The following is a 19037-nucleotide window of genomic DNA, read 5'->3' on the forward strand; positions in this document are numbered from 1 at the left end:
AGGAAATCGGGTTGATTATCCCCTGACCGGCGACTAAACATTAAACAGTACGTCCCCGATCCCCCGCGTGATCCGCGAACCGCACTGCGAGTCCGTCCGCCACAAGCCGACGTCCATCGCACGGCCAAATACGGGAGGCTTTGATGAAAGACCGCTATGACTTCCACGTTGACCGTGTGCGTTACCTGAACGAACACGGCGCCCCACTGGATTCGCTTCCGGAACTGTCCAAGGATACCGCCCGCCTGCTGGCGGCCTACGCCAACATGGTGCTCACCCGTACCTTCGACAACAAGGTGATTGCGCTGCAGCGGACGGGCCAGTGTGGCACCTATCCGTCGGTGCTGGGCCATGAGGTCATCGGCACCGTGATCGGTCAGTGCATGGCGAAGGACGACGTGCTGGTGCCCTACTACCGGGATCAGGCCGCCCAGATCCAGCGTGGCGTTACCCTGACCGAGTTGTTGCTTTACTGGGGCGGCGACGAGCGGGGCAGCGCCTGGGCCCATTGCCCGCAAGACCTGCCCATCGCGGTGCCGATTGCCACCCAGTGCTGCCATGCGGTGGGGGTGGCTTCCGCCATGCGCATCCGCGAGCAGCATCGGGCGGTCGTCTGCTGTCTGGGCGATGGCGCCTCGTCCAAGGGCGACTTCCTGGAAAGTGTGAACCTGGCGGGGGCCTGGCACCTGCCGGTGGTGTTCGTGGTGAGCAACAACCAGTGGGCAATCTCCACCCCCCGCGCCCTACAGAGCGGCAGCGAAACCATTGCCCAGAAGGCCATCAGCGGTGGCCTGCCCGGCCATGTGGTGGACGGCAACGATTACTTTGCCCTCTCCGAGGTGCTGAGCCAGTCATTGGCCCGTGCCCGTGCGGGTAAGGGGGCAGCGGTGATCGAGGCGGAGACCTACCGCCTGGGAGATCACACCACCGCAGACGATGCCACCCGTTACCGCAGTGCCGAGGAACTGAAGCGGGCCTGGGATCGCGAGGGGGTAAAGCGGATGCAGAACTACCTGCACCAGGCCGGCCTGTGGAACGCCGAGAAAGAACAGAAACTGCAGGCCGAGTGCAAGGAATTCGTGGACACCGCCGTGAAAGCCTTCCTGGCCTCCGAGCCGGAGCCGCCCACCGCCATGGTGGATTACCTGTTCGAGTCCCTGCCCGTCGCCCTGCGGTCCCAGCGGGAACACCTGGCCGAGAAGTACCGGCAGGGAGGTGTGTCATGAGCGATGTCACCCTGGTGGAAGCCGTCAACATGGCGCTGGCGTGGGAAATGGCCCACGACGAGGAGGTGGTGGTGCTCGGCGAGGATGTGGCTACCAATGGCGGGGTATTCCGGGCCACGGTGGGGCTCAAGGACCGGTTTGGCTACAAGCGGGTGATGGACACGCCGCTGGCAGAGACCCTGATTGCCGGCACCGCGGTGGGCATGGCGGTACAGGGACTGAAGCCGGTGGCCGAATTCCAGTTCATGGGCTTCATCTACGCCGGCATGGACCAGATCATCTGCCATGCCGCCCGAATGCGCAACCGGACCCGGGGCCGGCTGCATTGCCCACTGGTCTACCGGGCGCCGTTCGGCGGTGGCATCCACGCCCCGGAGCACCACTCGGAGAGCACCGAGGCGCTGTTTGCCCACATCCCGGGCCTGCGGGTGGTCATTCCCAGTTCGCCGCAGCGGGCCTATGGCCTGTTACTGGCGGCGATCCGCGATCCGGATCCGGTGGTGTTCCTGGAGCCCAAGCGCATCTACCGGGCGGTGACCCAGTCGGTGGAGGACAACGGTGAGGCGCTGCCGCTGGACACCTGTTTTACCCTGCGGGAGGGCGATGACGTCACCCTGATCAGCTGGGGGGCGTCCATCCTGGAAACCCTGGAAGCGGCAAGTAGCCTGGCCGAGCAAGGGGTGTCGGCGGAGGTGATCGATGTGGCCACCATCAGCCCGCTGGACCGGGAAACCCTGCTGTGCTCGGTGGCCAAGACCGGCCGGGCGGTCATCATTCACGAGGCCTGCCGCAACGGCGGAGTCGGCGCCGAAATCGCCGCCTCCCTGGCCGAGGCGGCCTTCCTCGACCTGCAGGCTCCCATCGTGCGGGTCACCGGTTACGACACGGTGATGCCTTACTACCGTAACGAACAGGCCTACCTGCCCAGGGTGGCCGATATCCTCCAAGCCGTCGAACAGGTGATCGCGCTATGAAGTACTTCAAGTTGCCGGATCTGGGAGAAGGGCTGCCGGAGGCGGAGATTGTGGAGTGGCGCGTCAACGTCGGCGACAGCGTCGAAGTGGACCAGGTGCTGGTCTCGGTGGAGACCGCCAAGGCGATTGTGGAGGTGCCGTCGCCCCAGGCCGGCGTGGTGGCCAAGCTGTTTGGTGAACCGGGGGACATCATTCACACCGGTGAGCCCCTGTTGGGCTTCGAAGGCGAGGGCGACGACAGTGGCACCGTGGTCGGTGAGCTCAAGCGGGCCGACACCGAGACGCGTCAGGACCAGTTCATCATCGGCGCCGCCCAGTCCAGCCGACAGGCCCGTCACCAGCGGGCCACCCCCGGTGTCCGGGCCCTGGCGGAAAGGCTCGGGGTGAACCTGGAGTCGATCAGCGGCAGTGGCCCCGGCGGCCTCATCACCAATGATGACGTCCATCAACAGGCCAGCCAACAGAAGGCATTGGGCGATGCCGAAGCCCTGCGGGGCCCTCGTCGCACCATGGCCAAGAACATGTCCCTGTCCCACGCCCAGGTGGTGCCAGTCTCGATCTTTGAAGATGCGGACATTGGCGACTGGAAGAAGGGAGCGGACATTACCATGCGCCTGGTCCAGGCCATCGCCCAGGCATGCGAGGCGGTGCCCGTCATCAATGCCTGGTTCGACGGCGATCACCTGAGCCGCCGGTTGCTGGATGAGGTGCATGTGGGCATCGCGGTGGACACCCCGGAAGGGCTGTTCGTGCCGGTGCTGCGGGACGTCAATCACCGCAGTCTGCCGGACCTGCGGCAGGGCCTGGAGAACCTGCGGGAAGCAGTGGCCTCCCGCAAGATTCCGCCCCAGGAGATGCAGGGGGCGACCATCACCCTGTCCAATTTCGGCACCATGGCTGGCCAGTACGCCAATCCCATCGTGACGCCACCCCAGGTGGCCATCGTCGGGGCCGGGCGGATTCGCGAGAAGGTGGTGCCGCATCAGGGCAAGCCGGCGGTGCGGCGGGTCTTGCCGCTGTCGCTGACCTTCGACCACCGGGCCGCCACCGGTGGTGAGGCGTCCCGGTTCATGGCGGCGATGCTGGCGGCGCTGGGCCAGCCCTGATACTTGCGCACAGGGGCCAGACGGGACACCATACGGCATCTTTCAATTGCCAGAAGCGAGTGCCCATGAAACGCCTGATTACCCTGATGCTGAGTGTGACTGGCTTGGTGATCCCAGTGCTTGCCGGTGCCCACGAGTACCCGGCCGGCCAACTCCACATTGACCACCCCTGGACCCGGCCCACACCGCCGGGCGCGATGATGGGCGCCGGTTACATGACCATCCGCAATGACGGCGACGACCCCGTCACCCTGGTGGCGGCCCAGAGTCCCCGCGCCGGACACGTCAGCATCCACCACAGCCGGATGCAGGACGGTGTGATGCGTATGGATGCACTGCCGGAGGGGCTGACCATCCCCGCCGGGGAACAGGTTGAGCTCAAGCCGCACAGTTACCACCTGATGCTGGAACAGCTCCAGGGCCAACTGGTGGAAGGGGAGCGTGTGCCCCTCACCCTGACCTTCGAGGGCGCGCCGGAAGTGGAGGTGGAGCTGGCGGTGGACCCGCTGGACGCCAGTTCCCCGGCCATGGGCAAGGGCAACATGGGTCAGGCCATGGATCACGGTGGCATGGATCATGGTCAGATGAATCACGACCACTAAGCCCAAAGGCTGTGTTTCCTGCCATGCCAGAGAGCCCCTCCGAATCTCGCCATTGCACCGTGTGCCGCCAGCCCGGCCTGAGGCACTTGCTGACAGTCAGGGCGGTGCCCTACTGGCGCTGTCCGACCTGCGAGGCGACGCTGATGGACCCGACCTGCTGGCTGGATGCCGTCGCCGAGAAGCAGGTCTACGACCTGCACCACAATGACCCCTCGGACCCGGGCTACCGGCGCTTTCTCGCCAAGCTCACCGATCCGCTGATCGAGCGGCTGCCGTCCGGTGCCCGGGGGCTGGAGTTCGGCTGTGGCCCCGGTCCGGCCCTGGCGACCATGCTCACCGAGCAGGGTTTCGCCATGACCCTGTTCGACCCCTACTACCACCCGAACCAGGCGGTGCTGGAGTCGCGCTATCAGTTTGTCACCTGCACCGAGGTGATCGAGCACCTGCACGACCCCTGGAGTACCTTTGCCCAGTTCGATCAACTGCTCGAGCCGGGCGGTTGGCTGGGCATCATGACCTGCTTCCAGACCGACGATGCCCGCTTTGCCAACTGGCACTACCGCCGTGACCCCACCCACGTGGTGTTCTACCGGGAGTCCACCCTGGCCCACATCGCCCGCCGATTCGACTGGACGCTGCACATACCGGTGAAGGATGTGGCGTTGTTCCAGAAGCCGCTATAGTTATTGCCAGAAGTCTGGGGTCCGGGCTGCCCGGGTCCGCGATCAAGGAGGAACACGCGATGACACCGACGTTCCGGCCAGGCGCTAACCTGGCCATGAAAGTGCCACCCCGCCGGTTTGACCAGACGGTGGCGTTCTACCGGGACGTGCTGCGGTTTGAGGCCCTGGGACCCCTGGAGGGCGAGGCAGGCGAGTCGGTCCGCTTTCGTTTCGGCGACAAGATCCTGTGGATCGACCGGGTCGACGGCCTCAGTCAGGCAGAGTTGTGGCTGGAGGTGCTGACTGACGATGTGGAGGCGGCGTCCCGCTACCTGGCCCAACAGCAGTGCATTCGCCGGGACGAGATCGAGCCGCTGCCAGAGGGGGTCCGGGGCTTCTGGATCGCCAGCCCGTCCGATGTGATCCACTTGGTGACGGAGTCGCCGTCGATCACAGGTGCCGCGGATGAGTGAGTACACTGACCATCTCCACGAAGTCTTCGCCCAGTTTGGCCCGATTCAGGCCCGGCGCATGTTCGGTGGCCACGGGATCTTTCATGATGGCCTGATGTTCGCCCTGGTCAGCGATGAGACCCTCTACCTGAAAGCGGACGACCAGTGCCGTGGCGCTTTCGAGACCTTGGGCTTGCCCCGGTTTGCCTACACCAAGCAGGGCAAGCCGGTGAGCCTGTCCTACTATCAGGCGCCGGAGGAAATCCTGGAAGACCCGGAAGCGGCGGTCGAGTGGGCGAGGCGGTCGTTTGAGGCGGCCCTGAGGGCCCGTGGCAGGTAGTGCGCCGTTGGCCAGTGGGCTAAGCTGTCAGGGCATTGCTACCAATTGGAACGTCAGAACAGGGAGAAGGTTATGGCCGAAAAGTTTCCAGCAACAGCCACCTGCCTTTGTGGTGCCGTCACCATCCAGGCCGCGGCGTTGAGCACGAAGGCGGACGCCTGCCACTGCGGTATGTGCCGAAAGTGGGGCGGCGGCCCCCTGCTGGCGGTGGATGGAGGCTCTCAAGTTACCATCGAGGGTGCGGAGCACGTCACCGTCTTCAATTCCTCGGAGTGGGCGGAACGGGGCTTTTGCAACCGCTGTGGCACCCACCTGTTCTACCACCTGAAGGACCTGGATCGGTACATCATGCCGGCGGGGCTGTTCTCCGATGCGGAGGACCGGTTCCAGTTCACCCACCAAATCTTCATCGATCACAAGCCGGCTTTCTATGAGTTTGCCAACGCCACCAGCAATCTGACGGAGACGGAGGTGATTGCCCAGTTTGCTCCGCCGCCGAAGTAGCTGCCCCGTTAGGCCAGAGCGATGGCTCTTGAAACGGTATCCGGCGCGCTGAGCAGGGCCTGGGACAGCACCTTGGTCCGCCGGGCCGGGTCCATCATGTTGTAGCCAATCGCCCTCAGGTCGGCGGCATTGGGTTCCAGGCGAATGACCCGCTTGCCGGCGGCACGCAGTTGCTGTTCCTCCCGGTCCACGATGGCGGTCATGTAGCGGCGGAACTGACGTTCCAGCAGCTTCAGCGGGGATCGCGGCCGGTCGGGATGGCGGGTGGCCATGGGCGCCAGCATGATGACCTCATCCACCGGCTGCTGTGCCAACAGGTCGGCCGAGGTGGGCGATGCCACGCCACCATCGATGTACTGGCGTCCGCCAATGATGACCGGGGGGCACCAGCCTGGTACCGCGTAGGAGGCACACACCGCATCGTTCAGGGCCGCCTTCGGGGCCTGTGCCCTGCCAAACGCCACCCGCTGGCCGCTGTGTGTGTCCACCGTCATGATCCAGGTGGCGGGGTGGGAGACCCATTCGCCTGGAGCGACGACACCGTCCAGCAGGCGCCGGAACGGGGTCATGTCGCACCGTCCGGCCGGCAGCAAGCCGCTAAAGGCGGTGAGCGCGGACACCTGTCCCCTGAGGCCGCGCGCCAACAGACGGGAGTCCGTCATCCTGGCGGCGGGCAACGGCGGCAGCGCGCCCCCCGTGTCGGTGTCATGACGCCATTGGCAGGCGCTGGCGGTGCCCTGCTGGCAGGCCTGTAGGGTGGCGGCCGGCACCCCGGCCCCCAGCAGGGCGGCCAGGACCGCGCCGGCCGACGTGCCCAACAGGATATCGGCTTGGCGGGCGTCCCAGGTCAATTGCTGTTCCAGCTGCGAGAGCATGGCAATGGACCAGGCGGCGCCGGCCACCCCGCCGCAACCCAGTACCAACGCCCGACGAACCTGACCGCTCATGACCGACCTCCAAACACCGTGTCGCTGGCCGGAGTTAGCTGATAGCTGCCGCTGTCAAATCGCTTCAGTAGCCGTTGCATTTCCAGGGTGCTCCAGGGAAAGCCGACGCTGTTGAAGCCGTTTTTGTCCAGGTAATAGCTGGAACAGCCACCGGTATTCCAGACCGTGCCCTGGAGGTCCCGCTGTACCTTTCGGTTGTAACTCTCCTGCACGTCCCGTCGAACATCGATGCGTGAGAGTTGGCGGTCGCGCATGGTGGCCAGGGCATCCACGATGTAGTTGAGCTGGGATTCAATCACGATGAACGCGGAATTGTGGCCAATGCCGAGATTCGGCCCCAGCACCATGAAGGCATTGGGCAACCCGCTGATGGTGGTGCCCCGGTAGGCTTGCATACCGTCCGCCCAGAGCTGGGACAGGGACTGGCCTGCGTCGTTGAAGATGCGCTCGGCAATCGGCGGCTCGGTGACGTGGAAACCGGTGCCGAGGATGATGGTGTCCACCTCCTGCTCGGAACCGTCCTGGCCAACCACGGTCTGGCCCCGGACCTCCTTGAGGCCGGTGGCGAAGACGTCCACATTGGCTTGGCTCAGGGCGGGGTAATAGTTGTTGCTGAGCAGCACCCGTTTGCAGCCCAGGGTGTAGTCGGGGGTCAGCTTGGCTCTCAACTCCGGGTCCTTCACGGCCCAGTTCAGGTGGGCGTGTCCCAGCTTCTGGAGCTGCTTCAGCAGGGCCGGCTTGCGGAAGCCGACGCCGAAGGTTTCAAAGCCGCCAAAGAGCAGGGCACGCCATGCCTTGAGGGTCAGCGGTAGCTGAAAGAAACGACGTTCGATGTCCGGAATGGCATGGTCCGGTTTCGGCAGGATCCACTGCGGGGTGCGCTGGAAGACGGCGAGACTGGCCACCTTGGGCTGGATCTCCGGAATGAACTGAATGGCGGAGGCACCGGTACCGATGACGGCCACCCGTTCACCGGTGAGGTCATGGTCGTGATCCCAGCGGGAAGAATGGAACACCTTGCCCTGGAAATCCCTGAGGCCCGGAATATCCGGGACGATGGGTTCGTGCAGGTAGCCGGAACAGACGACGATGGCGCGGGCAAAGTAGAGCTGATCCGCTGTCTGGACTTCCCAGAGCCCCTGGGCTTCGCGCCACTGGGCCCGTTCCACAGCCTGGTTAAAGCGAACATACTCGCCGATGCCATGGCGGTCGGCCACACCCCGTACATAGTCCAGAATCTCCGCCTGGCCGGCAAAGGCCCGGCTCCAGTCCGGCTTCTGGGCGAAGGAGTAGGAATAAAGTGCGGAGGGCACATCACAGGCGCAGCCCGGGTAGGTGTTGTCACGCCAGGTGCCGCCGAGGTCGCCGGCCTTCTCCAGGATGGCGAAATTGCGAATGTTGGACTCCAGCAGGCGGATGCCGGCACCAATACCGCTGATGCCGGCGCCAATGATCAGTACATCGTGGGTGTGGGGTGATGCTTGCGAGGTCATGGTTCAATCCTGTTGTTGGGTGCAGTGTCGCGTTGCGGGCTGAGGGTCCGCCAGCAGGCATCCCGGGCCTCGGCCAGATCCTGGTCAGAGAGGGTGAGGTAGCCCAGGCGTTCGGCCTTGAACAGCCCCACGAACGCCCCCCAGAACAGGGCCATGGCGACTTCTGCGCGCAGGTGGGTCCCCAGCATCCCGGTTTGCTGGCCCAGCTCGATGATTTGACGGAGCGGGGCCAGCAGACGGTATTCACTGTCGCGACTTTGGGGATCCAGATAGCTGTGATGGTCCTGCATCTCCAGGAACCGGAAGGCGTCCGGTTGCTGTCTGGCGAAGGTACACAGGCGGTGCCAGAGTTCGTCGAAAACCGAGCGGTCCAGTCTGGCCACGGGCAGGCCGGTCAGCAGGTGTTCACTCAGCTTGGCCTTGGTGGCCTGGAACAGGGCGTTGACCAACGCTTCCTTGCTGTCAAAGTACCGGTACAGACTGCCCACGCTGACGCCCGCTTCACGGGCGATCGGTGGCACCGGCGTGCCATGCACGCCACGCGCCGCAAACACCCTGAGTGCGGCGTCCAGGATTTGCTGGTGCTTGTCCGAGGGGGGCTGGCGTTCGGCTGGCTGGGCGGTCATGGCGGTGCGACTCCCCTGGGCCCGGTCTGGCTGTGAATGAATGTTCATTCATTATCATTCTGGCCCGGGGGATGAAGTCTGGGAATGTCTGGACAGGCCAAGAAACGAACCTGCGACACTGGCGTCCGTCGATCCCTGTGCGAAGCTACAAGTGGGAGGTGCCATGACTGAGGCGCAAATCTATCAATGGATGGCCGACGGTGTCCTGACCCTGCACGTTGCAGTGGTGATGTTTGTGGTGTTGGGGCTGGTGCTGATTCTGGCCGGGGGCGTGCGGGGATGGCGCTGGGTCCGTAATCGCTGGTTCCGCTTTGGCCACCTGGCGGCCATTTTGGTGGTCGTGCTCCAGGCCTGGCTGGGCGTGATCTGTCCGCTGACCACCCTGGAAATGTGGCTGCGTGAGCGGGCGGGAGCCGGGGGATACAGCGGCAGCTTTATCGAGCACTGGTTGCAGGCACTGCTGTACTACCAGGCCCCGGCCTGGGTGTTCGTGCTGCTCTACACCCTCTTTACCGGTGTGGTGGGGCTGGCTTGGTGGCGCTTTCCGCCGCGGCGCTGAGTACCGCTGGTGTGATGAGCTACTATTAAATGAGTGGCGTCTTAAGCTAAGGAGCCTCCGGAGGCTCCCCAAGGCACACGTTCGGTTCAAAGGCGCAAGAGTGAGGTGACATGCCTGACGTTGGCGTGGTGCTCACCGGGGGCGGCGCGCGGGCCGCCTACCAGGTGGGTGTGTTGCGAGCGATCTCCGATATGTTTCCGGCTTGGTCCCATCCTTTCCGGGTCATTGTCGGTACCTCGGCGGGGGCGATCAATGCCCTGGCCCTGGCCGGTGGCGGAGAGATTTTTCGCCACAGTGTGTCCCGGCTGGAGCGGCTCTGGGGGGAGTTGGAGTCGGACCACGTCTACCGGAGCAATTCCTACGAAATTCTCCGTAACATGACCGGCGTGGCCCGACGCCTGCTCGCCGGGGGCGCAGGCCGTGCGCCCTTGTCCCTGCTCAACAATGGCCCGCTGCGGGAGTTGTTGGAGCGTGAAATCGACTTTGCGGCCGTCCGCCAAGCCATTCTTGAGGGTAAGGTTTCAGCGGTGGGGGTGAATGCCTGTGGCTATGCCACCGGCCAGAACGTCTGCTTTTTCGATGGGCACGACGGCTTGAGGAGCTGGAGCGTGGGGCAGCGTGCCGGCTCGCGCACCGAACTGACGCTGGAGCACGTGATGGCCTCCTCCGCTATCCCCACCGTGTTCCCGCCGGTGCTGGTCAACCGCGAGTATTTTGGCGACGGGGTGACCCGACAGATGGCCCACCTCAGTCCGGCCCTGAGACTGGGGGCGGAACGGGTGATGGTGATCGGGGTCAGTGCCAACAGCATGTGCCCATCCCGGCGACCGCAAAAACAGGACCTGCCCGCCTTCTCCCAGATCATTGCCCATGTCTTCAACGGCATGTTCCTGGATACCCTGGACTATGACATCGACCGACTGCGGATGATCAATCAACTGGTCGACCTGATCCCCCCCGAGCGGCTGGCGGAGGCGCGGATGGACCTCAAGCCGATAAAACTCCTGGAAATCTCGCCCAGCGAACGGGTGGACGAAATTGCCGCCCAGTTCATGGATGGCATGCCGCTGGTGCTGCGCAACCTGGTCGGTGGCAGTGACGGTAACTCCATGACCGGCGGCAGTCTCGCCAGCTACCTGCTGTTCGATCACCGGTTCTCCGCCGCGTTGATCAAACTGGGCTACAAGGACGCCCAGGCCCACGCCAGGCAGATCGATCGGTTTTTCCATGCCTGAATAGCCTTCCCCATCGGGTACTCCAAATTTTCAAAATGTTACGCCGTAAACGTGGCAACGGTCGGGAAATTCCGTAGTCTTGAACGGGACACTGCGGCACTGGAGTCGGGGTGTCCATGGAATAAGAATGAAACCGGTGTCCTGGCGATGCGTTTCAAGCAATGGCACGGAACACCATCATTGAGGGATCATGAATGAATCTTGTCTATAAGAATGAAAAACCTTTGTTTACCATTGCGGCCGTGCTGTCCGGCGTGTTCTGGCTGGCACTGCTGATCGGGACATTCGGTGTCCTGTTGGTTTACCTGCTGCTGGGTTATCTGTTTTTCCTGTTTGCTCACTCAGCCTTTATCTCTCACCTGAAGGGGTCTGGCGTTCGCATCAGCGAGGACCAGTATCCCGACTTGCATGCCAAGCTGGTGGCAGGTTGCCAGAGGGTGGGCTTGAAAGAGGTTCCCGAGGCCTACTTGCTGCGGGCAGATTTCTTCAATGCCCTGGCGACCCGGTTCCGTGGGCGTCACTTTGTGGTGCTGTTTACCGATGTGGTGGACGCGTTGGAGGATCGGCCTGGGGCCATCGATTTCTACATCGGCCATGAGTTGGGCCATATCCACCGCAAGCACCTCCTCTGGCGGACCTTTCTGATGCCAGCCTCGATCCTGCCGGTGTTGGGAACAGCCCTGCGACGGGCGGAGGAATATACCTGTGACCGCTATGGAGTGGCTTGCTGTCAGTCCGAGGATGACATCAAGGCCGCCATTGCCGCCATCGCCGCTGGCGACACCCGCTGGAAGACCCTGAATGTGAACGCTTATCTGCGTCAGGCCGAGGCGTCCAACGGCTTCTGGATGTCGTTCAACGAACTCACGGCCGACTACCCCTGGCTCACCAAACGCATGGCCGAAGCCGTGGCCTTGAGTCAGGGCAAGGCCATTCGGCACCCCCGTCGCCATGGCTTTGCCTGGTTCCTGTCCCTGTTTGTGCCCCGAGTCGGTGCCGGCGGTGGCGCGGTGTCCATCATGGTCACCATTGCCATGATCGGTATCCTGGCGGCCATTGCCGTTCCTGCCTATCAGGATTACACCGAACGGGCTCGCTTGGCCTCGGCGTATGAGTTGGCCCAGGAAATTCAGGTTGCAGCGCAGGACTACTGGCAGCGCCATCAGCAGTGGCCGCGCACCTTGCAGGATTTGGGCTATGCAGAGTCGTCGTTGGTCAATGGCGACGACAACTACGACATCACCCTGTATGACAGTGGTGCAATTGTCGCCAACCTGGGCGCGGATATGCTGGGCGAGCCCCGCTATCTGGTCGTTGAGCCAATCCGGACCAAGTCCGGGCTGGACTGGAACTGCCAAGGTCAGAATGTGGACGCGAAACACCTTCCCGCTCCCTGCCGTTGAATCCGTTCAGCCACGCCTGAGCGAGCACCAGCCCCTTCCAGCACCGGGCTGGTGCTTTGCTGTCGAGCATCATCGCCACCACTGTGTCGCGGCTTGAGACCGATGGCCGTGGATAGCTGGTATGATACGCACTTCTTTGACAACCCCTTGGAAGGTTTCCCATGTCCACACTCCCTCCCTGTCCCGAATGCGGCTCCGAATACACCTACGAAGACGGCGCCATGCTGGTTTGCCCCGAGTGTGCCCACGAGTGGTCCGCCAACGAACCCGAATCCGCCACTGAAGCCGGGAAGGTCGTGCGCGACGCCAATGGCAATGAGCTGCAGGATGGCGATACGGTCACCGTGATCAAGGACCTCAAGATCAAGGGTTCTTCGTCGGTGGTGAAGGTTGGCACCAAGGTCAAGAATATCCGTCTGGTGGAGGGCGACCACGACATCGACTGCAAGATCGACGGTATTGGCGCCATGAAGCTGAAATCGGAATTCGTCAAGAAAGCCTAGCCCGGCATGGCACCGGATAGGGTGAGCGCGTCCTATCCGGTGGTGCGTCGCCGCGGGTACTTCCCCCCAAGTTGATCCTTCTCTACAGGCGCCCCACAACGCCGTGGCAAGTACGGGATGGGGGCGTGGCAACGAATGTGGACGTCAGAATGGGGCAGGGCTGGCGCCCGCCATTTGTCAAAAATCTTTAAGAATTCGGCAACAAATCGATCACGGGACTGACACCTGCTCGCCTTAGTTTGGTATCTACCAATTCTGGTATAGACCAAAAAGGAGGGTCTGATGTCCCACACATACCGCGTCTTGGTGGCGCTTGGCACGACCATGTTGCTGCTGGCAGGTTGTAACGATTCTGGCACAACCGGCTCCAACCCCGACCGAAGTCCGAACACCGGGGGGAGCACCGGCACCGAAGTCCCAGGTGATCCTGCTCTCGTATTGGCTCCACAGGCTGAGGCGACACCCAATTTCATCGTCCGGCCCTACCTGCAGGCCCCGGCCAGTGACGCCATGACGGTGATGTTCGAAACGGAGGACAGTGAGCCAGCAGTGTGGGTCCGCCCGTTTGGCTCTGGTGAGGAATTCCGAAAGGTCGGGGGGGAGTTCCACTCGAACGATGGTCTGGTGTATCGCGCACCATTAACGGGGTTGGTGTCCAACACCCTGTACGAGTACTACGTGCTCACCAAAGACGGCGTGGGCCGTCAGCGGGTGAGCCAACCGTTCGCCTTCAAGACCTGGCCGGACGCCGGTGATGATGTCACCGAGGCCACCTTCATTGCCCTCAGTGATACCCAGCTCGACCGTGAGATCTACGAAGTCGTGCTCAACAACGTGGTCACTGACGGCTTCATGACCGAGGAGTGCGACGGCAGCCAGCCCCAGACCTGCGCGGAGAACATCGCCGCCATCACCATCTCCGGGGATGTGGTGCAGACCGGAGGCAACCGGGCCCACTGGCGCGAGCAGCTGTTCGGCCGGATGGCGGAGATTACTCCCTACGTGCCGCTGGTGACCGTGCCGGGCAATCATGATTATTACAACAACGCTGAACTGGAACTCTACCGCACCTACATGTCACCGCCCGACAATGGCTCGGTGGGCTACGAGGACCATTGGTATTATCTCGATTACCTCGGCCTGCGCCTGGTCGGCCTGGACAGCTACCCGATCTCCGGCGCACATGGCCACTTTAACCGTGAGACCCTGGCGGTGCAGCGGCAGTGGTTGCGGGAGACCCTGAAAGACGCAGAGATCCAGCAAAAGCAGTTCGTGATGGGGATGTTCCACCACGGCTGTCTGTCGGAGATGTGGAACGTGGGTGAGAGCATCGGCTCCTGTGAAATGGTCTCTGAACTGGAGCAGTACAGTGATCGAACCGAGGCCGTGACCGGTCACTTCTTCGGTCACACCCACGCCTATTCCCGCGGTCAGTCCCTGGATACTCCGCACCTGTGGCTCAACGCTGCCAGTGCTTCCGGTTACATAGAGCCCCTGGACGACGCCGGGCACCAGCAAAACCAGATCAGCGACTACGACACCTTCGAGGTGAGCCGCAGTGAGTTCGGCTACAGCGTGCTGAGCTATCGATTCGGGCCGGAGGCCTCGGTCATCCTGCGGCGAAAGAAAGGGGGTTATGACGGCGACACCGACTTCGAGGTGGTGGATGAGGTGACTCTCGCCAGGGCTACCAACGACAACCTGCCGCAGGCCACCGCCGGCACCGGCGAGCTGCCGGCGACGGAGGTCGAGTTGGCAATCCAGGTGGGGGCGCCGGATCAGGTCCACGAGGTGCAGTGGCAGATCTCCGAGAGCGGAAGCTTTGACGGCACGGTCTTCGATGTCTGGGGCAACGACACCCGCCGTCACAACCTGTTCTACGACCAGGCCGACCGGGTGGGCGGGGACAAATACCTGGGTTATGAGACCATCGACACCCAACAGGGGGTGGATATCTTCCGGCTCGACCTCTCGGCATTGCTGGCCCGCAAATCGGTACGACCGGGTGCGGACGACCACTACCGCTGGCACAAGCGTTTCTCCTCCCAGAACACCCATACCTCGGCTCTCGACGACTACCACGGACAGCCTCGCCCAACGTTGAGCCTGAAACCCGGCACCACCTACTACTGGCGCGCCCGGGTGCGGGACGCCCAAATGAACTGGTCCACCTGGAGCAACGGCTACAGTTTCAGTCTGGAAGGCACCCGGACTTCCAACCTGCTGGTCAATGGTGACGCCGAAGCCGGCGACCTAAGCGGCTGGACCTTGACCGACGGGCTCATCAGCGCGATCACCGGCGCGAACAACGGCGGATTTGCCGCCGACCAAGGCGACTACTACTTCGCCGGCCGTGGTTTTGGCCAGGGTTCTCCCGGGGAATGCTGCACGGATACCGCCTACCAGGTGGTGGATGTATCGGACTACGGCACCGACATCGACGCCGGCAAGGTCTACCTGGAGCTGTCCGCCCGGATGACCACCTGGTCGGCCGACGATGTGCCGGAACTGCGGGTGGAGTTGCTGGATGCCAGTGACCAGACGGTTGCCTGGGATGGCTCGGCGGCGCGTACCGTCACCTCGGTGAAAAGCTGGGAATCGGTGACCGTGGACGGCTTCCTGCCGGCGGGGGTGCGTAGCATCAAGGTCTACATGGGCGGCGAGCGCAAAGCGGGCAATGACAACGACGTTTACTTCGACAACCTGTCCCTGAACTTGCTGTATTAAGGGGGCCTCAACAAACAACCCAGGCCGCCGTTCCCGGCGCCCTGGGTTTTCTGTGTTCTGGATCAGTTCCTCGCCAGCACCAGATCGGAGAAACGGCGCAGTAGCGAGCTGGCGATGGGCGTGTCCTGGACCCCGTCGATCAAGGCCTGGGCATCCAATCGCTCTTTGCGCAGGGCCGGTGTCTGGACTTCCAGGTAGGCACGCATGATTGGGGCGGTGAACTCGGGGTGGAACTGTACGCCCCAGGCGCATTCGCCAACCCGGTAGGCCTGGTGCGGCTCGTGGTCGGAGTACGCCAGCAGAGTGGCAGAGGCCGGTAACTCCAGTACCGACTGTAAATGGGTGAGCTGGGCCGGGAAAGCGGGCGGCAGGGTGCCCAGGAGGGCGTCGTTAACCGCGTGACTATTGAGGCGGACCTCGAAAGTGCCGGATTCCCGGCCATTGGGGTGATCGCCCACCCTGCCGCCCAGGGCATGGGCCAGCAACTGGTGGCCGTAGCAGACGCCCAGCACCGGTACCTGTTGGTCCACGGCCAGGGCCAGCCATGCGGCGGTCCGTTCGCTCCAGGGCGCCTGTTCAGTGACCATGGCGGGTGATCCGGTCACCAGGATGCCGTCCCAGTCCCCCACATCGCCGGGTGGCGGCTCCCGGCTCACATCGATAACGGTCGGGTCCAGCTCTGGCGCCAGGCCAGCCACAAACCAATCCTCGAAATCACCGAAGGTGCTGGCAATGGCGGGATAGGTACTCCCCGTCTTGAGGATGACGACACGACTCACAGGCGCTCCTTGACACACTCGGCCAACCAATCGGGTGGCCTAAAAGGCCATGATCGGAAATGGTTGCTCAAAAGGCAACCGGTTCAACGCCGATCAACCAGTAATGCCCGCCGGTAATGAAGGCGCCATAGATGGCCAGCCCCACCAGCACCGCCACCCAATCGTTCAGGCTCGACGCAGGCAGGGAGGGAAGGCTGCGGGGTTGGCGCCGTTTCAGGGAGATTCGGTCCGCCACCGCCCAGGCCAGGAAGCCGCCGAACAGCAGCACGTCGTGAAGCATGCCGTTGGCCAGCAGGTGGGCCAGGGCCCACAGCTTGACCGCCACCAGCATGGGGCGCTTGAGCTTGCGCTGGATGCCGCCGGGCAGGTAGGCCGCCAGCAGCAGGGGGAACACCGGCAGCAACAGTATCATGGCCACGTGGCTCAGCCAGGTGGGCGGGACGTACAGCAGCGTGGGCTCCTGACGGGCCAGGCCGTATCCCCAGACGATGCCAATCAACCCGACCAGGGCGATGAGGGCGTACAGGCCCTTGAAGGGCCACTCCCCGAGTCGGGCCACCATCCGGTCCCGGAAGGGCTCGTTGACGATGGACAGCGAATGAATTCCGAGAAACAGGACCAGGCCCAGAACCAGTATGGTCATGATGGCGCTCCCTCAGCCGGTGAGTATGGAAAGTTCGGGTTTTCAGGAGCTTAGTCCAGAACGGTGAAACAGGGAAGGGGGCGCGGGGAAAAGGCTCCGGAGACAGGGCGTGTCTCCGGAACGGACGGGGTGACGATTACAGTTCGGCGTTGTGATACACGTTCTGTACATCGTCCAGGTCGTTGAGCATGTCGAGGAACTTCTCGAACATCTCCACGTCTTCGCCTTCCACCTGCGTGGTGGTCTGGGGCAGGAACTGGATGTCATCCACCTCGAACTCGATGCCCTCGAAGGCGTCGGTGAGTGCCTGCTTGGCCTTGGCGTATTCGGTGTTGGGGGCGAACACGGTGATCAGGCCGTTTTCGTTCTCGATGTCGGTGACGTCCACATCGGCCGCCATCAGCGCTTCCAGGGCGGCCTCTTCGTCATCGCCCTTGAAGGCCAGGATGGCACAGTGATCGAACATGTGGCTGACGCTGCCCTGGGTGCCGATCTTGCACTTGGTCTTGGTGAAACAGAAGCGAACGTCGCCGAAGGTGCGGTTGGGGTTGTCGGTCAGGCAGTCGACGATCACCATGCAGTTGCCGGGACCGAAGCCCTCGTAACGAGCCGGGTTGAAGTCCTCGCCAGCGCCGCCTTTGGCCTTCTCGATGGCCTTGTCTATGACGTGAGTGGGCACCTGGTCCTTCTTGGCGCGATCAATCAGGCCACGCAGGGACAGATTGGCGTCCGGATCGATACCGCCCTGTTTGGCGCACATGTAGATCTCACGGCCGTACTTGCTGTAGACCTTGGTTTTCGCAGCGGCCGTCTTGGCCATGGATTCTTTGCGGTTCTGATAGGCTCTGCCCATTGCGATGCCTCATTGGTTCCCAAAAACGGATACTCAGATACGGGGCAGCCATCGGGAGTATCCCGATGCCGGCCCGTCAGGAAAAAGGGGAATTTTACTGGACTATCGAAACCGGGGACAGGGGTATTTGCCTGATGTTCCGGGATACTAGTGTCTACCCGCCAGCATGCCATCGTTCCACAGCCGGTCGGTCATGACGCTGCTGAAATCCTCCACGCCCTGTCGCAAACTGGTGGGATTGATGGTCTTGGACTGGGCTCGCCATACCACATGACCGGTGTTGCCATCGAACAGGGAGGTTTGCACGAACACCTCACGGTGGGAGGTGAAATAGCCGGGCGTGACCACGGTATCGTAATGGTAGCCCACGTAGGGACCAAACCGCGGCTCCAGGGTGGGTACCGCCACCTGACTCGTCTGGGGCGCAACGTACTCCTCCCGTACGTCATCCCGAATCAGCGACGCCACCAGCACACTATCGGCGCGGGTGTTCAGCATCACCTGCTGTGCCTGCAGCCGCAGTTCCTCCTTGCCGAGGGATTCCAGGTCGCCGGGGATGTGTTGGCTGGCAATGACGGTGGCGGTGCCGGTTGCACTGATGTGCTCGGCAAGGGACCTTTCCACCGTTTGCCGGACCAGTTGGTCGCCACTGATGGCCAACACCAGAACCTTCTGGAAATTGCCACGGCTGTCCTTGTCCAGGGATACCGAGAGCAGCTCGGTCTGGCTGGCCGCACACCCCGTGAAGACAAGTGCCAACAAGCCGTACAGGGTATTTCGCAGTTTACTGTTCATAAAGGTAAAACCCTTGCTGACCTGGCGGTATTGCTTTCAGGGTAGAAAGGATTGTGGAGGATGCAAAACAGTGGGAGGGGAAAAGTAGCGGGAGAACCAGTCAGGGGGGGCCTGTGAAGGCGAACAGGGTGAGGGGATGATTGCGGGGAGAGGATGAGCCGGGGCGGAATACCGCCCCGTATTGCTGCCTCAGGCAGCTTCAGTCTCTTTTACACCACGGGTCAACAGCTGCTCTTCGATGTCAGCGACCAGTTGATCGGCGTCGACCTTGTAGCCTTTGGCGGTCTCCTCGAAGGTCAGCGTCGGCACAAACTGGTAGGTGATGCCGTCCCGCTGCCAAGTCACCACCGGTGCCCGGTGATAATGTCCGCTGGGGTCTTTCTGCTGCTGGGCTTCGTACTCGTTTTGCCAGCCGATGTGCAGATCGACAACGTTGCAGGACTTCTCGATCGACAGCTCCTGCGTCAGGCCAATGATGCGGTTTGAACTGATGCCCATAGTGAGCCTCCTTTTCAACTGTAATCCAGGAACCTCCGAAGGCTTAAGTCACCATTCTTCCGTTCCCAAACGATACCCCATTGCTCGTTTAAAATTACGGGTCATCCTGA

Annotated in this window: 21 protein-coding genes; 13 read left to right on the forward strand and 8 right to left on the reverse strand. The window is 62.7% G+C overall.

The window, feature by feature from the left end:
* Positions 1–143 precede the first annotated feature (143 nt).
* The 8 genes from R3175_RS00575 (at position 144) to R3175_RS00610 (ending at position 5866) form a co-directional block, all read left to right on the forward strand.
* A complete protein-coding gene (locus R3175_RS00575) occupies positions 144–1226 on the forward strand; it encodes a thiamine pyrophosphate-dependent enzyme (RefSeq protein ID WP_318941537.1) in 1083 nt (360 codons plus the stop codon).
* Positions 1223–2200 (forward strand): alpha-ketoacid dehydrogenase subunit beta, encoded by a 978-nt coding sequence (locus tag R3175_RS00580; RefSeq protein WP_318941539.1) that lies wholly within the window; start codon positions 1223–1225, stop codon positions 2198–2200. The genes R3175_RS00575 and R3175_RS00580 overlap by 4 nt, the downstream gene beginning before the upstream one ends.
* The gene (locus tag R3175_RS00585) at positions 2197–3306 is read left to right on the forward strand and encodes a dihydrolipoamide acetyltransferase family protein (RefSeq protein ID WP_318941541.1); all 1110 of its coding nucleotides are present in this window, start codon (positions 2197–2199) and stop codon (positions 3304–3306) included. The genes R3175_RS00580 and R3175_RS00585 overlap by 4 nt, the downstream gene beginning before the upstream one ends.
* A 65-nt stretch (positions 3307–3371) precedes the next feature.
* Positions 3372–3908 (forward strand): copper chaperone PCu(A)C, encoded by a 537-nt coding sequence (locus R3175_RS00590; protein WP_318941542.1) that lies wholly within the window; start codon positions 3372–3374, stop codon positions 3906–3908.
* Between the two features lie 23 nt (positions 3909–3931).
* Positions 3932–4591, forward strand: a complete 660-nt coding sequence (locus tag R3175_RS00595) for a class I SAM-dependent methyltransferase (protein WP_318941543.1) — start codon at positions 3932–3934, stop codon at positions 4589–4591.
* A 59-nt stretch (positions 4592–4650) separates the two neighbouring features.
* Positions 4651–5043 (forward strand): VOC family protein, encoded by a 393-nt coding sequence (locus R3175_RS00600; protein ID WP_318941545.1) that lies wholly within the window; start codon positions 4651–4653, stop codon positions 5041–5043.
* Positions 5036–5362: a TfoX/Sxy family protein gene (locus tag R3175_RS00605; RefSeq protein WP_318941546.1), complete on the forward strand. Its 327-nt coding sequence runs from the start codon at positions 5036–5038 to the stop codon at positions 5360–5362. Before R3175_RS00600 ends, R3175_RS00605 begins: the two co-directional genes overlap by 8 nt.
* Positions 5363–5434: 72 nt before the next feature.
* A complete protein-coding gene (locus tag R3175_RS00610) occupies positions 5435–5866 on the forward strand; it encodes a GFA family protein (RefSeq protein ID WP_318941547.1) in 432 nt (143 codons plus the stop codon).
* An 8-nt stretch (positions 5867–5874) separates the two neighbouring features.
* Here the strand turns inward: R3175_RS00610 and R3175_RS00615 are convergent, their stop codons facing one another.
* The 3 genes from R3175_RS00615 to R3175_RS00625 are packed head-to-tail and all read right to left on the reverse strand — an operon-like array spanning position 5875 to position 8980.
* Positions 5875–6813, reverse strand: a complete 939-nt coding sequence (locus R3175_RS00615; RefSeq protein WP_318941548.1) for a patatin-like phospholipase family protein — start codon at positions 6811–6813, stop codon at positions 5875–5877.
* Positions 6810–8306, reverse strand: coding sequence for an NAD(P)/FAD-dependent oxidoreductase (locus R3175_RS00620; protein ID WP_318941550.1), 1497 nt, complete (start codon positions 8304–8306; stop codon positions 6810–6812). The genes R3175_RS00615 and R3175_RS00620 overlap by 4 nt, the downstream gene beginning before the upstream one ends.
* Entirely contained in the window at positions 8303–8980 is a 678-nt protein-coding gene (locus R3175_RS00625; protein ID WP_318941551.1) for a TetR/AcrR family transcriptional regulator, read from the reverse strand. Before R3175_RS00625 ends, R3175_RS00620 begins: the two co-directional genes overlap by 4 nt.
* A 115-nt stretch (positions 8981–9095) precedes the next feature.
* Here R3175_RS00625 and R3175_RS00630 point away from each other — a divergent pair, with 115 nt between their 5' ends.
* From R3175_RS00630 to R3175_RS00650, 5 genes are all read left to right on the forward strand, one after another.
* Entirely contained in the window at positions 9096–9491 is a 396-nt protein-coding gene (locus R3175_RS00630; RefSeq protein ID WP_318941552.1) for a DUF2784 domain-containing protein, read from the forward strand.
* Between the two features lie 110 nt (positions 9492–9601).
* Entirely contained in the window at positions 9602–10726 is a 1125-nt protein-coding gene (locus R3175_RS00635; protein WP_318941554.1) for a patatin-like phospholipase family protein, read from the forward strand.
* A gap of 194 nt (positions 10727–10920) precedes the next feature.
* The gene (locus R3175_RS00640; RefSeq protein WP_318941556.1) at positions 10921–12129 is read left to right on the forward strand and encodes a M48 family metalloprotease; all 1209 of its coding nucleotides are present in this window, start codon (positions 10921–10923) and stop codon (positions 12127–12129) included.
* Positions 12130–12290: 161 nt separating this feature from the next.
* Complete coding sequence (locus R3175_RS00645; RefSeq protein ID WP_318941558.1) at positions 12291–12632, forward strand: zinc ribbon domain-containing protein YjdM; 342 nt, start codon at positions 12291–12293, stop codon at positions 12630–12632.
* A gap of 282 nt (positions 12633–12914) precedes the next feature.
* Positions 12915–15359, forward strand: a complete 2445-nt coding sequence (locus R3175_RS00650; RefSeq protein WP_318941560.1) for a metallophosphoesterase family protein — start codon at positions 12915–12917, stop codon at positions 15357–15359.
* Between the two features lie 62 nt (positions 15360–15421).
* Here the strand turns inward: R3175_RS00650 and R3175_RS00655 are convergent, their stop codons facing one another.
* From R3175_RS00655 to R3175_RS00675, 5 genes are all read right to left on the reverse strand, one after another.
* Positions 15422–16138 (reverse strand): glutamine amidotransferase, encoded by a 717-nt coding sequence (locus R3175_RS00655; RefSeq protein WP_318941562.1) that lies wholly within the window; start codon positions 16136–16138, stop codon positions 15422–15424.
* 67 nt (positions 16139–16205) lie between these two features.
* Positions 16206–16781 carry an NnrU family protein gene (locus R3175_RS00660; protein WP_318941564.1) on the reverse strand — a complete coding sequence of 192 codons (576 nt, stop codon included), beginning with the start codon at positions 16779–16781 and terminating at the stop codon, positions 16206–16208.
* A gap of 136 nt (positions 16782–16917) precedes the next feature.
* A complete protein-coding gene (locus R3175_RS00665) occupies positions 16918–17634 on the reverse strand; it encodes a YebC/PmpR family DNA-binding transcriptional regulator (RefSeq protein ID WP_318941566.1) in 717 nt (238 codons plus the stop codon).
* Positions 17635–17781: 147 nt separating this feature from the next.
* The gene (locus tag R3175_RS00670; RefSeq protein ID WP_318941568.1) at positions 17782–18429 is read right to left on the reverse strand and encodes a hypothetical protein; all 648 of its coding nucleotides are present in this window, start codon (positions 18427–18429) and stop codon (positions 17782–17784) included.
* A 189-nt stretch (positions 18430–18618) separates the two neighbouring features.
* Entirely contained in the window at positions 18619–18927 is a 309-nt protein-coding gene (locus tag R3175_RS00675) for a hypothetical protein (RefSeq protein ID WP_318941569.1), read from the reverse strand.
* Positions 18928–19037: the final 110 nt, after the last annotated feature.

The sequence above is a fragment of the Marinobacter sp. genome, assembly GCF_033722735.1.
Classification (GTDB): Bacteria; Pseudomonadota; Gammaproteobacteria; order Pseudomonadales; family Oleiphilaceae; genus Marinobacter.